The sequence below is a fragment of the Enterobacter sp. NFIX59 genome, from assembly GCF_900113755.1.
GTDB classification, from domain to species: domain Bacteria; phylum Pseudomonadota; class Gammaproteobacteria; order Enterobacterales; family Enterobacteriaceae; genus Enterobacter; species Enterobacter pseudoroggenkampii.
The window spans coordinates 80,902-95,669 of sequence record NZ_FOQN01000006.1; the positions used below are offsets into that span (position 1 = coordinate 80,902).

The 14,768-nt window shown below is 56.4% G+C and carries 15 protein-coding genes; 8 read left to right on the plus strand and 7 right to left on the minus strand.

Annotated features, from left to right (window positions below):
• The first annotated feature begins 186 nt into the window (after nucleotides 1–186).
• On the plus strand, nucleotides 187–639 hold the full coding sequence (locus BM007_RS18750) for a DUF1198 domain-containing protein (RefSeq protein ID WP_024907368.1): 453 nt from the start codon (nucleotides 187–189) through the stop codon (nucleotides 637–639).
• A 102-nt stretch (nucleotides 640–741) separates the two neighbouring features.
• Nucleotides 742–1,932, plus strand: a complete 1,191-nt coding sequence (gene nepI / locus BM007_RS18755) for a purine ribonucleoside efflux pump NepI (protein WP_048992754.1) — start codon at nucleotides 742–744, stop codon at nucleotides 1,930–1,932.
• A gap of 48 nt (nucleotides 1,933–1,980) precedes the next feature.
• On the opposite strand, the gene BM007_RS18760 is transcribed toward nepI, so the two are convergent.
• The 6 genes from BM007_RS18760 to BM007_RS18785 all read right to left on the minus strand — a co-directional run bounded on the left by BM007_RS18760 (nucleotide 1,981) and on the right by BM007_RS18785 (nucleotide 7,895).
• Nucleotides 1,981–2,886, minus strand: a complete 906-nt coding sequence (locus BM007_RS18760) for an EamA family transporter (protein ID WP_061716246.1) — start codon at nucleotides 2,884–2,886, stop codon at nucleotides 1,981–1,983.
• Between the two features lie 134 nt (nucleotides 2,887–3,020).
• Nucleotides 3,021–4,400: a carbohydrate porin gene (locus tag BM007_RS18765; RefSeq protein WP_023326394.1), complete on the minus strand. Its 1,380-nt coding sequence runs from the start codon at nucleotides 4,398–4,400 to the stop codon at nucleotides 3,021–3,023.
• 138 nt (nucleotides 4,401–4,538) lie between these two features.
• Nucleotides 4,539–4,841, minus strand: coding sequence for a PTS lactose/cellobiose transporter subunit IIA (locus BM007_RS18770; RefSeq protein WP_008500136.1), 303 nt, complete (start codon nucleotides 4,839–4,841; stop codon nucleotides 4,539–4,541).
• A 5-nt stretch (nucleotides 4,842–4,846) separates the two neighbouring features.
• Nucleotides 4,847–6,223, minus strand: a complete 1,377-nt coding sequence (locus BM007_RS18775) for a glycoside hydrolase family 1 protein (RefSeq protein ID WP_090420316.1) — start codon at nucleotides 6,221–6,223, stop codon at nucleotides 4,847–4,849.
• Nucleotides 6,224–6,240: 17 nt separating this feature from the next.
• On the minus strand, nucleotides 6,241–7,569 hold the full coding sequence (locus BM007_RS18780) for a PTS sugar transporter subunit IIC (RefSeq protein ID WP_031275290.1): 1,329 nt from the start codon (nucleotides 7,567–7,569) through the stop codon (nucleotides 6,241–6,243).
• Nucleotides 7,570–7,580: 11 nt separating this feature from the next.
• Nucleotides 7,581–7,895 carry a PTS sugar transporter subunit IIB gene (locus BM007_RS18785; protein ID WP_061716245.1) on the minus strand — a complete coding sequence of 105 codons (315 nt, stop codon included), beginning with the start codon at nucleotides 7,893–7,895 and terminating at the stop codon, nucleotides 7,581–7,583.
• A gap of 293 nt (nucleotides 7,896–8,188) precedes the next feature.
• Here BM007_RS18785 and BM007_RS18790 point away from each other — a divergent pair, with 293 nt between their 5' ends.
• A complete protein-coding gene (locus BM007_RS18790; protein ID WP_023293714.1) occupies nucleotides 8,189–9,139 on the plus strand; it encodes a LacI family DNA-binding transcriptional regulator in 951 nt (316 codons plus the stop codon).
• 61 nt (nucleotides 9,140–9,200) lie between these two features.
• Here BM007_RS18790 and BM007_RS18795 read toward each other — a convergent pair whose 3' ends face one another.
• Nucleotides 9,201–9,497: a YicS family protein gene (locus tag BM007_RS18795; protein ID WP_061716244.1), complete on the minus strand. Its 297-nt coding sequence runs from the start codon at nucleotides 9,495–9,497 to the stop codon at nucleotides 9,201–9,203.
• Nucleotides 9,498–9,637: 140 nt separating this feature from the next.
• Here BM007_RS18795 and BM007_RS18800 point away from each other — a divergent pair, with 140 nt between their 5' ends.
• The 5 genes from BM007_RS18800 (at nucleotide 9,638) to BM007_RS18820 (ending at nucleotide 14,767) form a co-directional block, all read left to right on the plus strand.
• A complete protein-coding gene (locus BM007_RS18800) occupies nucleotides 9,638–10,057 on the plus strand; it encodes a GNAT family N-acetyltransferase (RefSeq protein ID WP_048992763.1) in 420 nt (139 codons plus the stop codon).
• A 147-nt stretch (nucleotides 10,058–10,204) separates the two neighbouring features.
• Complete coding sequence (nlpA, locus tag BM007_RS18805; protein ID WP_061716243.1) at nucleotides 10,205–11,005, plus strand: lipoprotein NlpA; 801 nt, start codon at nucleotides 10,205–10,207, stop codon at nucleotides 11,003–11,005.
• A 122-nt stretch (nucleotides 11,006–11,127) separates the two neighbouring features.
• Nucleotides 11,128–11,907, plus strand: coding sequence for an MBL fold metallo-hydrolase (locus BM007_RS18810; protein ID WP_061716242.1), 780 nt, complete (start codon nucleotides 11,128–11,130; stop codon nucleotides 11,905–11,907).
• 26 nt (nucleotides 11,908–11,933) lie between these two features.
• Nucleotides 11,934–12,887 carry a GlxA family transcriptional regulator gene (locus tag BM007_RS18815; protein ID WP_061716241.1) on the plus strand — a complete coding sequence of 318 codons (954 nt, stop codon included), beginning with the start codon at nucleotides 11,934–11,936 and terminating at the stop codon, nucleotides 12,885–12,887.
• Nucleotides 12,888–13,069: 182 nt separating this feature from the next.
• Complete coding sequence (locus BM007_RS18820) at nucleotides 13,070–14,767, plus strand: ShlB/FhaC/HecB family hemolysin secretion/activation protein (RefSeq protein ID WP_090420319.1); 1,698 nt, start codon at nucleotides 13,070–13,072, stop codon at nucleotides 14,765–14,767.
• Nucleotide 14,768: the final 1 nt, after the last annotated feature.

The window sequence follows — 14,768 nt, forward strand, 5'->3', positions numbered from 1 at the left end:
CCCTGAAGTGAAGATTCGTTACCGCCAGGCATTGACCATACACCGTGTATATATAATCGTCCCCATAAAAACTAAAACGACTTTCCTGCCGTTTTTCCAGCACTTTTCCATTCACTATTATGCTTCTACCCGCTGTCGACGCCGTGCGTTTCCCGCTATGATGAGCGGCTAGTCTAAGGAGAACGCATGGTCTGGATAATGCTGGCAACGCTTGCCGTGGTGTTTGTGGTGGGATTTCGCGTCCTGACCTCAGATTCCCGCCGCGCCATCAAACGTTTAAGCGAGCGTCTGGGCATCACCCCGATGCCGGTCGAGTCGATGATCGATCAGTTTGGTAAAACGTCGGGCAATGAGTTTATCCGCTACCTTGAGCGCCCGGACGAAGCGCATCTGCAAAACGCGGCGCAGGTGCTGCTCATCTGGCAGGTCTGCATTGTCGACGGTAGTGAAGAGAACCTGCACACGTGGCACCGCCTGCTGCGTAAAGCCCGCCTGGCTGCGCCTATCACCGATGCACAAATTCGTCTCGCGCTTGGCTTTATGCGCGAGATGGAACCCGATCCGCAGGAGCTGAACGCCTTCCAGCTGCGCTATAACCAGCTCTTCCTGCCGGAAGAGGGTGTGTTTTACCTGCACTGATCCCCTGTAAAAACGACAAAAGTTGTCTAAACGTTAAATTCGTCACACTTTTGATGATAAACTGCGCGACTTTTCCGCACGTTTTTATCTTCAGGTGATGCCATGACAGAACATATCCAGCCCACGACCAGACCGCAGACCAACGAGGTTTCACGCCCCAACTGGTCGGCCGTCTTCGCCGTGGCGTTCTGCGTCGCCTGCCTGATTACCGTTGAGTTTCTGCCGGTCAGCCTCCTGACGCCGATGGCGCAGGATCTGGGCATTTCCGAGGGCGTGGCGGGTCAGTCCGTTACCGTCACCGCCTTCGTGGCGATGTTCGCCAGCCTGTTTATCACCCAGGTGATTGGCACCATCGACCGCCGTAAAGTGGTCATCCTGTTCAGCGTGCTACTGACGCTCTCCTGCCTGCTGGTCTCCTTCGCGGAAAGCTTCACCCTGCTGCTGCTCGGGCGCGCCTGTCTGGGGCTGGGATTAGGCGGCTTCTGGGCGATGTCGGCCTCGCTCACCATGCGCCTGGTGCCCGCGCGTACGGTGCCAAAAGCGCTTTCCGTTATCTTCGGTGCGGTTTCTATCGCGCTGGTGATTGCCGCGCCGCTGGGCAGTTTCCTGGGAGGGATCATCGGCTGGCGTAACGTCTTCAACGCGGCGGCAGTGATGGGCCTGCTCTGCATTATCTGGGTGTGGAAGGCGCTGCCGTCCCTGCCGGGCGAAGCGGCGCATCATAAGCAGAACATGTTCAGCCTGCTGAAGCGCCCCGGCGTGCTGGCAGGGATGACCGCGATCTTTATGTCCTTTGCCGGGCAGTTTGCCTTCTTCACCTATATACGCCCGGTGTATATGACCATGGCGGGCTTTGACGTCGACGGCCTGACGCTGGTGCTCCTGAGCTTCGGCATCGCCAGCTTTGTCGGCACGTCGCTGTCGTCTCAGTTCCTGAAGCGCTCCCTGAAGGTGGCGCTGGCGGGTGCGCCGCTGGTGCTGGCAGTGAGCGCCACGGTGCTGGTGCTGTGGGGCAGCGATAAGTGGGTCGCGTCGGCGATTGCGATTATCTGGGGCTTTGCCTTCGCGCTGGTGCCGGTGGGCTGGTCGACGTGGATCACCCGCTCGCTTGCCGATCAGGCGGAAAAAGCCGGGTCGATTCAGGTGGCGGTGATCCAGCTGGCAAACACCTGCGGTGCGGCCATTGGCGGCGTGGCGCTCGACCATCTGGGGCTGACGTCACCGCTGGTGATTTCCGGTACGCTGATGCTGCTGACGGCGCTGCTGGTGGCAGGGAAGGTTAAAGCGAAGTAGTGTTTTTCTCCCTCTCCCGTGGGAGAGGGTTGGGGTGAGGGCATCAGGCTACGCCGATGCCTTAACCCTTCTACGCGAATCCATCGAAATCAGCACCACCGACGACACAATCAGCAGCGTTCCCAGCCAGTCCGGCAGGGTGAACGCCACGCCCAGCAAAATCACCGACAGCAACGCGCTGCTCAGCGGTTCGGCACAGCTCAGAATGCTCGCCTTCGGCCCGCCGATCATCTGCGCGCCTTTCAGGTACAGGCTGAACGTCAGCGCCGTGCCAATCACCACCAGATAGAAAAACGCCAGCAGCAGGCTGCCGTCAATCACGAACGTGGTCCCGCGCCCGGCGTAGAACGGCGTCAGCATTACCCCGGCAATCAACATGCTCCAGCCGACAATCGGCAGCGTACCGTAGCGGGCAATCAGCGTTGACGGGTACGTCGTATAAAACGCGGCGGCAAACGCCGAGGCGATACCGAAGAACAGCGCGGCAGGCGAGATGGAGAGCGAGGTTGGGTCGCCGTGGGTCACCAACAGGAAGGTGCCAACTAGCGACGTCATAATGGCCGACAGCACAAACACGCCGGGACGCTTTTTCCGCGCCAGCGCGAACCACGCCACAATGATGGTCGGTGACAGAAACTGCAGCACGGTAGCGGTCGCTGCGTTGGATTTTTCAATCGTCAGCAGGAAGGTGAGCTGCACGGTGAGCGCGCCGACCAGCGAGAAAAACAGCAGGCTGAGGGCGTCTTTACGATGCTTGATGACCGAGAAAATCTTGTCGCCGTGAACGAAGGAGAGCGTCAGCAGGATCACGCCGGTAAACAGCAGGCGAACCATGGTCAGGTAAGGCGAAGAAATGTGGCTTTTCTCCATAATGTACTGCGCGCAAACGCCGGAACTGCCCCATAAAACGGCGGCGATCAGGACGTTCAGCATCCCTTTACGTGTGGAACCCATTTTCTCCCCTGTTATGTTGGTTTTTTTGTAGCATAACATGGGATCTTGCCGGGTGGCGCTACGCTTACCCGGCCTACAAAACCTTGTAGGCCCGTGCAAGCGCAGCGCCGCCGGGCGAAACAAACGGCGCTCTACTAGAACCACGCCTCCCACATCGCGCCGACGTTGAAGTCGTCGAGCGTCTCGTCTTTGGTGTTATTCACGCGCGCGGTGCGTGCGTTATCCACCTTGCCGCCGGTCACGTAGAAGCGCAGCATCGGACGGAACTCTGGCCCCATGGCGATAGACATGTTCTGCGACAGGGTCAGCTTCCAGCCCTTATTATCGCCGCCGTTGTCGTAATCCACGTGCTGCCAGCCCGCTTCCAGCCAGGTGGAGTGAACGTCGTTCCACCAGTGCATCGGACGCACGATGGCGTTGTAGTTCTTACGGTTGTCGGTCTTATCACGGCTGTTGTCGTAGTCGTGGAAGGCGAGGATGTACTCCACCTGCGTGGCCTGGGTGAATTTGTACAGCCCTTCGAAGCTGGCGTAGACCGTGGTCAGGTCTTCGGTTTTATTGAACACGCTGTTGTCCGAGTTATCGGAGTAGCGGGCAATCACCTTGTTCACGCCGCTGTCGTTGGTGTGGCTCAGCACCACGCCGCCCTGCCAGGCGTTCAGACGCTCATCGCTCTCCACCGCTTTTGAATCAAAGCCGTAGTTGGCGTACAGCTCCAGATCCAGCGGACCGAGCTTCATACCGTGGATTTTAGAGGTGGCCGCGTAGTTACCTTTGTCGCCCGTGCCGGACCCGCCGGTACAGGTGATGCGTGACGGGTTCGCTTCGTCTTCCATCACTTCCGGGCTACAGGATTCCACTGCCGCCACGGCAGCGACGTCAAACTGCACGCCGCCGATATCGAAGTTCTTCACCCCGGCGCCCTGGCCGTCGTGGTTCATCCAGAAGTAATCGTTGATGCCCTGCTGCGGACGCTGGTGGAAGTCGCGACCGGCCCAGAAATAGGCATTCGGGTTGGAGGCCATAATATTGGTCACCCCCGCGTAGGCCTTTTTCAGGTTAACTTCGTCGCCCCAGTGGTCAATCATCACGTTGATGTCCCAGATGGCGCCGTTTTCGCCCTTGAAGGCTTTAGAGAGCTGGAACTCGCCGCCGTTGCCTTCGTTACCCAGACGACCAATTGCGGACGCGCCGTTGTAGGAGCCATCGACCGCCACATATTTCTGATCGGCGGCCTGGAAGTGCGCGCCATAGCGGGCGTAGCCGGTAAATTTAATCCCGAACGGAATCGCCATGTCCGGGGATTGCGCCGCGCTCTGCGGCTCGGTCACCACGTCCGCTTTTTTCGCGACGGCGGCATCCATTTTGGCCTGACGTTCGGCCAGGGCTTTATCCACCGCTTTCGCCACAATGGCGTCGATTTGCTCCTGCGTGAATTCCTGGGCGAGCACGGAAATTGGGCAAAGCGCGGCGATAACCGCCATGGTTAATGGAAGTTTTTTAATCGTATTCATGGTTATCTCAATATAGTTTAATTTTATTCAGACAATAACCATCCCGCTCCGATCTGACAGAATATGTCGCTATCATCAGAACAAGTGGATTTCTAGTTTTAGGTACAGAGGTATTACAGTAATTTATTTCGCCATAGACTATCTCTGATATAAATGAATAATTTCTTCGGATAATTCACGCGCTAATAAGGAGTTCATTAAATGATCCTGCGCGTGCACCATAATTAAGGTCATCGGCTGGCGGGCTTCGCCCGCGTCCTGCTCAATCAGTTTGGTCTGCATCTTGTGCGCCTGACGCGCGTAGCCGTCGGCTTCGCGCAGCAGGCTTTTGGCTTCGTCAATGTTGCCCTGGCGCGCCGCGTGCAGCGCTTCAAAGCACAGGCTGCGGGACTGCCCGGCGTTGACGATAATTTCCATTACGGCTTCTTCTAGTGCGATCATCATCATTACTCTTTATCAAAGCTGTTATTTAAGGCGGTGGCGGCAAACCACTCCCCGCTTTTCTTAATGGTGCGCTGCTGCGTCTCCAAATCGAGCTGGATAAATCCGTAGCGATTTTTATAGGTATTACACCACGACCAGTTATCAATAAATGTCCACATATGGTAGCCAAGACAATTACACTCTTCGCTTATGCCTTTATGCAGCCACGTTAAATGCTCAGATATAAAATCAATGCGGTATTGATCGTTAATCTGGCCATTTTCAATAAAACGTTGCTCGTTTTCGACGCCCATGCCGTTTTCAGAAATAAAGCAGCGGGGGTTGCCGTAATTGTCGCGCAAGTTAATCAGAATATCGTAAATACCCGGCGCGTAGATTTCCCAGCCGCGGTAGGGGTTCATCTTGCGGCCCGGCATCTCGTAGCTATCAAAGAACCATTCCGGCATAAACGGCGACTGCGGGTTCACCGCGCTGTCGCGACACTTCACGCGACGCGGCTGATAGTAGTTAATGCCGAGCAGGTCGATTTTCCCTTCCGCAATCAGGAAACCGTCTTCCGGCTTGCAGGCGGGCAGCTGGTCGTAAGATTTCAGCAGCGCCACCAGATCGGCCGGGTATTCGCCGCGCAGGACCGGGTCGAGGAAGCTGCGGTTAAACATCAGATCCGCAACGTGCGCCGCCTTCACGTCTGCCGGGTTCTGCGAACGCGGATACGACGGCGTCAGGTTCAACACGATGCCGATCTCCCCCGCGTAGTGCCCGGCGCGGTAGGCCTGAACCGCCTTCGCATGGGCCAGCACCGTGTGATAAGCCACGGTGGCCGCCCGGCGGAAATCCACTACGTTGGGGTAGTGGAAGTCGTACAGATAACCGCCTTCCACCGGCACGATCGGCTCGTTGAAGGTAAACCAGTGCAGCACGCGGTCGCCGAACAGCTCGAAGCAAATCTGCGCATAGCGGGCGTACGCGTCCACTACGTCACGGTTTTCCCAGCCGCCAATTTCCTGCATCGCCATCGGCATGTCGAAATGGAACAGGGTGATAAACGGCGTGATGCCCTGTTCATTCAGCTCATCAATGACCTGATTATAAAAATCGACCGCGTCCGGGTTCACTTCACCGATACCGTCGGGGATCAGGCGCGCCCAGCTAATCGAGGTACGAAAGCTGTTGTGGTTCAGCTGTTTTAACAGCTGAATGTCCGTTTTCCAGTGCTGATAAAACGTGGAGGTGTGCTGCGGCCCCACGCCGTTGTGAAAACGGTTCGGCTCGCGGGCAAACCAGTAGTCCCACGTGGTTTCACCCTCTCGTGTCCCTTCCGTCTGGAGAGCGGAGCTTGCGCTGCCCCACCAGAAGTTATCGGGAAATGCGTATTTCATGACCCTTCCTCTTTGACTTAATTACTTGTGGCTTCAGCGGCACCCACGGCTGCAGCCTGGGCTTTCTGCTCTTCGTTTTTAATCAGCGTACGCTCATAGGCGCGCAGGAACGGCAGGTACATCAGCGCCGACATCACCATGCAGACGAGGCACATCACCACCGGGCTCAGCGCCCAGTTCGCCGCCCACGAGGCGCCAATCGGCGCGGGCGTAGTCCACGGGGTTAACGAGACCACCTGTGCCAGCCAGCCGAGCTTCGTGGCGCCGTACGCCAGGCAGGCGTTGACCAGCGGAACGAACACGAACGGGATAAACAGCATCGGGTTCATGATGATCGGCGCGCCGAACAGAATCGGCTCGTTGATGTTAAAGAAGCTTGGCACCACGCCCATTTTGCCGATGGTGCGCAGGTGGGTAACGCGGCTGCGCAGCAGCAGGAAGGCCAGCGGCAGGGTGGAACCGACGCCGCCAATCAGCAGGTAGTGATCCCAGAAACCTTGCAGATAAACGTGCGGCAGCGCCGCGCCTGCGGCCAGTGCCGCCTGGTTTGCCGAGAGGTTCGCCATCCAGAACGGGTTCATGATGCCGGTAACAATCAGCGAGCCGTGGATACCCGCGAACCAGAAGATCTGGCACAGCAGCACGGAGAGCAGAATGGCAGGCAGGGAGTCAGACGCGGACACCAGCGGCTCCAGCAGGTGCATGATCGCCTGCGGGATAATCATCCCGGTCTGCGCTTCAATGAACAGGTTCAGCGGGTGCAGCGTGCCGATCACCACCATCACCGGGATCAGGATCTCAAACGAACGCGCCACGCCGGTGGGCACTTCCTTTGGCAGGCGGATGGTGACGTTGTTCTGCTTCAGCCAGGCGTACACGCGGGTTGAGTAAATGGCGGCGATCAGCGCGGTGAAGATGCCCTGGCCGGAGAGGTACTGGGTTGAGATTTTGCCGTCGGCATACGGCGCGGCGACCAGCAGGAAGGCCATAAAGGCCAGCAGGCCGGACATCACCGGGTCGAGGTTAAACTGACGCCCCAGGCTCGCCCCAATCCCTACCGAGATGAAGAAGGTCATCACGCCCATGCTGAGGTTAAACGGCAGCATCAGCTGTTCGCGGTAGGTTTGGGAAAAATCCAGCCAGCCGCGGGCGAAGCTGTTAGTGGTATCCGCCGAGAACGGCGGGAAGATGAACACCAGCATAAACGAGCCGATGATCATAAACGGCAGCGCGGCGGTAAAGCCGTCGCGGATGGCAATCACGTACTTTTGCTGACCGAGCTTCGCGGCCAGCGGGGTAATTGACTGCTCAATCACCGCAACCATGGATTGATATAACGAACTCATGTGAACACCTTTTAGTGTGCCGCTTCGATGAGCGACAGAGCATAGTCCAGTACTTTATCGCCACGCTGCATGCCGTAGTCCATCATGTCGATGGGCTGCACCGGAATGCCATGCGTCGCCGCCTTGTCTGAGAGTGTCTGTAACATGTATTTCACTTGCGGTCCGAGAAGTACCACCTGGTATTGCGGAAACTGCGTATCAAATTCGGAAACACCGTACGCATCAATCTTCACCGACAAACCACGTTCTTTCGCGACATCGACCATTTTGCTGACCAACAGGCTGGTGGACATCCCGGCAGAGCAACACAGCATAATCTTGAACATCGACAACCATCCTCTAAATGTAAAAAGTTATTGCGAGGATGATTGGACATGATACGGAAACCGGTTTCCATTCATAAAAGACAGAACTGTGACAACCATCAAGATCCAATACTTATGAGGCTAATTAACCGGATGCAGGTCACATAATTTGGCTATTTTGACATCATTTGGAGTGGAAACGGAAAATCGGTTTCCATGGAAAACGGAAACGGATATACTCCGCTCTGGCTATAATGTGAGCCGAAGCGGTCATGGAATTTGCAGGCGCGAGGTAAGCCTGCCAGGGGAAAGAGATGTCGACAATCAATGATGTATCACGTCTTGCCGGGGTGTCTAAAGCCACGGTATCGCGAGTGTTGAGTGGGTCGCGTGGCGTAAAGGAAGCCAGCCGTCAGGCCGTTCTGAAGGCAGTGGATGAGCTTAACTACCGGCCTAATGTGATTGCCCAGTCGCTGCTGAGCCAGTCTACGGGCTGTATCGGGGTGATTTGCGCCCAGGAAAACATTAACCAGACCACCGGTTATCTCTACGCGCTGGAAAAACAGCTCAGCCAGCATCAAAAACACCTGCTGCTGCGTTTCGCGCACAGCAAAGCGGAAGTGATGCACGCTCTTGAGGAACTCTCCTGCGGGCTTTGCGATGACATCCTGGTGATTGGCGCGCGTTTCCCGCTGGACGTCGACATGGACAACGTCATTCTGGTGGACTGCATGGAGTCTGATAATTCCAACAGCATCCAGTTCGATCACGCCTTTGCCGCCGAAACCGCCTGTAACTACCTGACCAGCCAGGGGCGACGCCAGATTGCCCTGATCCATCCGCACGGCAGCGGTTTTGCTGACCAGGTGCTGCTCGGCTACAAGCACGCGCTGGAGAAAAATTTCCTGCCCTTTAATCGCAACCTTGTGTTCATGGACGCGACCTCGTCGTCCGTTGCGCTACAGGAGCTGCTGAATAACGCCAGCACGCTGAACTTCAACGCTCTGCTGGTGGCGGACGAGCAGGAAGCCCAGCGGGTGATCCCGCAGCTGCAGGCGTTTAATAAATCCGTGCCGGACGACATTATGGTCTTTAGCCTGGCCGGATCGCTGCACCTGCCGGGTATTCCGGTGATCCCGGCGATTGAATATTCTATGGATGCCATGGCGGCGCGTATCGTGAGCTGGCTGACGGAGAAAACGCAGATGCTGGGTTCGTATGTGCTGCGCGGGGATTTGATCATTCCAGACGTGCGTAAGCGTTAAACATGTTGTGTAGGCCGGGAAAGGCGCAGCCGCCACCCGGCGAGAAGCACGTTTCCAGCCCTCAGTAATCTTCCATACAATCCACCTGACCAACCGCCGCCCAGTAGGCATCCAGGTTGTCGCGCTTCACGGCGGTAACGGCATTTTTGATCAGCAACTGATTGGCCTCGGAGGACAAAATCATCGCCTGCCAGGCCTTATCGCTCTGCTTTTTCTGTGGCGTACAGGTTTTCTTAATATCTTTCAGGACCTGTTGCTTAATCTGCGCCTCTTTCGCCGGATCGTCCTTTTCCTGAGCATGGACAAACGCGGCGAACAGCAGACAAACCAGCAGGCAGACCAGGTGCGCAGCTTTCATCAATAACCCCCTTTAGAAGTCACAGGCTTCCCATGAAATATATCGTTACATTCAGTGTAGCGACTCCAGTCGAAAGTATGAATTTTCTCCACGATGCGTGTGTGAGATAGTGAAACGGCACAGATAACAAGGAGAAAAATATGCACCTGAGTATTACTCATGCGGTTACGGCGCCCGAAAAAGAAGAGTTGCTCGTCGGCCTGAGAGCGTATAACGGACAGTTTCTCGATCTGACAAACTTTAGCGGCGACATTGGCGTTTACGTGCGCGACGATAAAGGCGTCATGCTTGGCGGGCTCATTGGGGTGCGCAAAGGCGACTGGCTGAATATCGACTTTCTCTGGGTGAGCGATGCCGTACGCGGATCCGGCGTGGGCAGCCAGCTCATCAAAACGGCGGAAGATGAAGCCAGACGCAAAGGCTGCAAGCACGCGCTGGTGGATACCGCCAGCTTCCAGGCGCGTCCGTTCTATGAAAAACAGGGGTACCAGCTGCAGATGTCTTTGCAGGATTATCCGTACCCGGGCATGCAGCGACATTACCTGGCGAAAGCCCTTTAAGCTCTGAATCCGCAGGCCGGGTAAGCGCAGCGTCACCCGGCCATACCCGCATATAACTTATCCTTCTTATTGATTCTTTTTCGGTTTTTATTTCACCGCCTCGTTGTCGATATAGTCACTACAACATTCAGCAAAAGGAACTGTCTTGTGAAACGTCGATTGGGTGCTCTGGTACTGGCTGGCCTACTGCTTGCCGGGTGCGATCAAAGTGGCAGCGATGCCAAACACATTAAAGTCGGCGTCATCAACGGCGCCGAACAGGATGTGGCGGAAGTCGCCAAAAAGGTGGCAAAAGAGAAATATGGCCTGGACGTGGAGTTGGTGGGCTTCAGCGGCTCGCTGTTGCCTAACGATGCCACCAACCAGGGGGAACTGGATGCCAACGTCTTCCAGCATCGCCCGTTCCTTGAAGAAGATAACAAGGCGCATGGCTATAAGCTGGTGGCCGTGGCGAACACCTTTGTTTTCCCGATGGCCGGCTATTCCCGCAAAATTAAATCCGTGTCTGACCTGAAGGACGGGGCAACCATTGCCATTCCAAACGACCCGACCAACCTGGGCCGCGCGCTGTTGCTGTTGCAAAAAGAGAAGCTCATTACCCTGAAGCCGGATACCGGGCTGCTGCCCACGGCGCTGGATATTACCGCCAACCCTAAGCAACTGAAAATCATGGAGCTGGAAGGGGCGCAGCTGCCGCGCGTGTTGGACGACCCGAAAGTGGATGTCGCCATCATCAGCACCACCTATATCCAGCAAACCGGGCTGTCACCGGTGCATGACAGCGTCTTTATTGAAGACAAAAACTCGCCGTACGTGAACATCGTGGTGACGCGCGAAGACAACAAGGACGCGGAGAATGTGAAGGCGTTTATCCAGTCGTATCAGTCACCTGAAGTGGCAAAAGCGGCTGAGACGATCTTTAACGGCGGGGCAGTGCCGGGCTGGTAAACGATGTGACAGAAAACAGGTTGCTTCTCTTGGCCCGATTCCATCGGTAATCGCCCTTTAGCCCACAGCGTCAATTGCGACGGCTGGCTATCCTCCTTATCACACCAACCGGAGGATAGCCCATGAACATTACCCACATTCGCAACGCCACCCAGCTGATTTCCTATGCCGGAAAACGTCTTTTGATCGACCCGATGCTGGCCCCAAAGGGTGCTTATCCGGGCTTCCCCGGTACGGCGTATGCCGAACGCCGTAACCCAACGGTTGAACTCCCCGTTGACGTCAACACGCTGCTGGACGCCGACGCGGTGATCGTCACCCATACCCATGACGATCACTGGGATCGCGCCGCGGCGGAGCTGATCGCCAAAGACAAACCGATTTACGTGCAAAACGACCGTGACGCCGCGCTGCTGCGCAGTCAGGGATTTAGCAACCTGACGGTCATGACCGACGCGACCACCTTCGGCGATATTCAGATTACAAAAACCCAGGGCGGACAGCACGGTACCGATCGCGCTTATGCCGTGCCGGAGCTGGCGGAACGGCTGGGCGAGGCCTGTGGCGTGGTGCTGCGTCATCCTGATGAGAAGACGCTCTATATTGCAGGGGATACCGTCTGGCGTGACGAGGTAGCGGCCGATCTGCAAAAACACCAGCCGGACGTGGTGGTGCTGAACGCCGGCTATGCCCACGTCATTGGTTTTGGGCCCATTATTATGGGGCAGGAGGACGTGCTTAACGTTCATTTCCTGCTGCCGCAGGCTAAAATTGTGGCGAGCCATATGGAGGCCATTAACCACTGCCTGTTGACCCGCAGCGCGCTGCGTGAGTACGTTGAAGCTAATCAGGTGAGTGACGCAGTGAGCATTCCCCAGGATGGCGAAACCGTTATTTTCTGAGTGCGTTAAAGGGAAAGGAGAGACAGATGTCGCTAATCAACGTCGCGATTGTCGCGGTAGACGGGTTCAGCCCGTTTCACTACTCCGTTCCCTGCATTCTGTTTGGCGATTCGGTCTCCGGCGAAAAGCGCTTTAACGTAACGATTTGCGCCGAAACGCCGGGGTTCCTTACCTCAAAAGACGGATTTGCTCTCAACGCCACGCAGGATTTTACCGCCATTGGGCAGGCCGATATTGTTGTCGTTCCCTACTGGCAGCACGTTCTGGAACGCCCGCCGCAGGTGCTGCTCGACAGCCTGGTGCAGGCGAGAGACCACGGTGCAGAAATCGTCGGGCTGTGTCTGGGATCGTTTGTGCTGGCCTGGGCGGGGATCCTCGACGGCAAACGTGCGGCCACCCACTGGGAGTTCGAACGTCAGTTTCAGTCGCTCTTCCCGAACGTTCAGCTGGATATTAATGCCCTTTACGTGGATGACGGCAATATCATCACCTCCGCCGGTACTGCCGCTGCCCTCGACTGCTGCCTGTATATCATTCGCCAGCGCTTTGGCAGCGTGGTCGCCAACCAGATTGCCCGCCGGATGATTGTTCCGCCCCACCGCGAGGGCGGGCAGGCGCAGTTTATCGCCCAGCCGGTACCCAAAGATACCCGCGACGGACGCATTAACTGCCTGATCGACTACCTGCAGCAGCACATCACCGAACCGCATAGCCTGGATTCCCTGGCGGAGGTGGTTTCGATGAGTCGCCGAACCCTGACCCGTCATTTTATTAAAGCCACGGGGATGAGCGTCGCTGACTGGCTTACCGCCGAACGCCTGCGGCGCAGCCAGATTTTGCTTGAAGCCGGAAATATGCCGATTGAACGCGTTGCTGAGCTTGTGGGATTTAATTCCGCCGTCACCTGGCGACAACAGTTTAAAGCACGTTTTGGGGTGAGCCCCGCAGAGTGGCGAAAAACGTTTCGGCTTCATGCCTAGTGTATTACCACTAACTCAAGATTTAAGGGTGAGTTAAACAATTTCTTATTTTCTCTTAATATCCTTTTCACTTTTCTGAAAGAACTATTAATTTTAGGTGCCCTAATGCAAATTAGATATACTCGCCTTAAGAATGCTCTTATATTACAAAAATAATCATTGCGGACGTTTTTGTGGCATGGATGAATAGCTCCAAAATAAAAAATAGAATAATTTCATTAGTAAATTATGCTGCTGCTATCTTATTGGCTGTCTTTTTTTTAGCGCGCGCCAATGCTGCGCCGCTGTCGCCAGCCGATCGCGATTCCATTCAACAGCAACAGCAGCAGCTTTTATTACAGAACCAGCAACAGCGTGAAGAGCTGGAGCGGAGCATTCCTCGCCCCGCGCCCGCCAGACCGCTGCCTGTTACCGGCTCCGGACCCTGTTTCACCATTCATACCATTACCCTTTCCGGTGCGACCTTAATCTCCCCGAAAACCCGGCAGACCCTTGTCGCGCCGTGGCAGGGCCGCTGTCTGGATATGGCGAAAATAACGGAACTTCTCGCCCATATTTCTGACTGGTATATCAGCCGGGGATATATCACCAGCCGCGCTTTTCTTACCGAGCAGGATCTCTCCGGCGGCCAGCTGAATATTGTTGTGCTGGAAGGTCGGCTGGAAGCGATCCGTCTGGAAGGCGAAACGCCGCGCATGCTGAAAATGGCGTTTCCGGGACGGGTGGGCGGCATTCTTAATTTACGCGACATCGAACAGGGCATGGAGCAAATTAACCGTTTGCGTACCGACCCGGTTCAGATTGAAATTCTTCCGGGGACGCAGGCCGGATATTCCATCGTTAATCTCACGGCAAAACCGGAATTTCCCTTAAGTGCATCCGTAAGCCTGGATAATAGCGGGCAGAAGAGTACCGGGGAAGATCAGCTGAGTGGCGTGCTCACCGCGAATAATATGCTGGGGCTGGCGGATAAATGGTTTGTCAGCGGCGGGCGCAGCAGCGATTTTGCCAGCGCGTACGATGCGCAGAATTTCCAGGCGGGCGTCAGCGTGCCGTTTGGCTACGGATTACTGGACTACAGCTACGCCTGGAGTAACTACCGGACCACCATCAGTAACCAGGGATTCAACTGGCTCTCCACGGGCGATACCAGAACCCACCGCGTTAACGCGTCATGGGTGGTCTTCCGCAACGGGGATGTCAAAACCGGCATTGCGGCAGGCGTGGTTCAGCGCTCCAGCCGCAACTGGCTTAACGACGCGCCGCTGCAGAGCAGCACGCGCAACCTCTCCAGCCTGGTCCTGGGCATTACGCATACGCAAAAAATGCTGGGCGGCGTGGCGACCTTCAACCCGACCTGGAGCCACGGCATGCCGTGGTTCAATGCCGAAACCGACGAAGATAAGTCCGGGGATATGCCGCGGGCGGAATTCCGCAAATGGAGCCTGAACGCCAGCTTCCAGCGGCAGATTACCCGTAATGCCTGGTGGCTGACCAGCGCCTATGGCCAGTGGTCGCCCGATCGGCTGTACGGTTCCGAGCGCCTGACGCTCGGCGGCGAAAGCTCCGTGCGCGGTTTTAAAGAGCAGTACCTGTCCGGGGACAACGGCGGCTACTGGCGTAACGAGCTGGGGTATTCCCTCTTCACCCTCCCGGTGATTGGTGCGGTGAGCGCAACGGTCGCCGTTGACGGCGGCTGGCTGGAAAAAGACCGTCAGGACCGCTTTGCCTCCGGCACGTTATGGGGTGGCGCGGTGGGGCTGAGCAGCGCAGGGCGCTGGTACAGCAGCCAGATTTCGGTCGGTACGCCTTTGCACTACCCCGACTGGCTCGGCCCGGATCATGTGAGCGTTAACTGGCGCATTGCCTTCATGCTTTAAG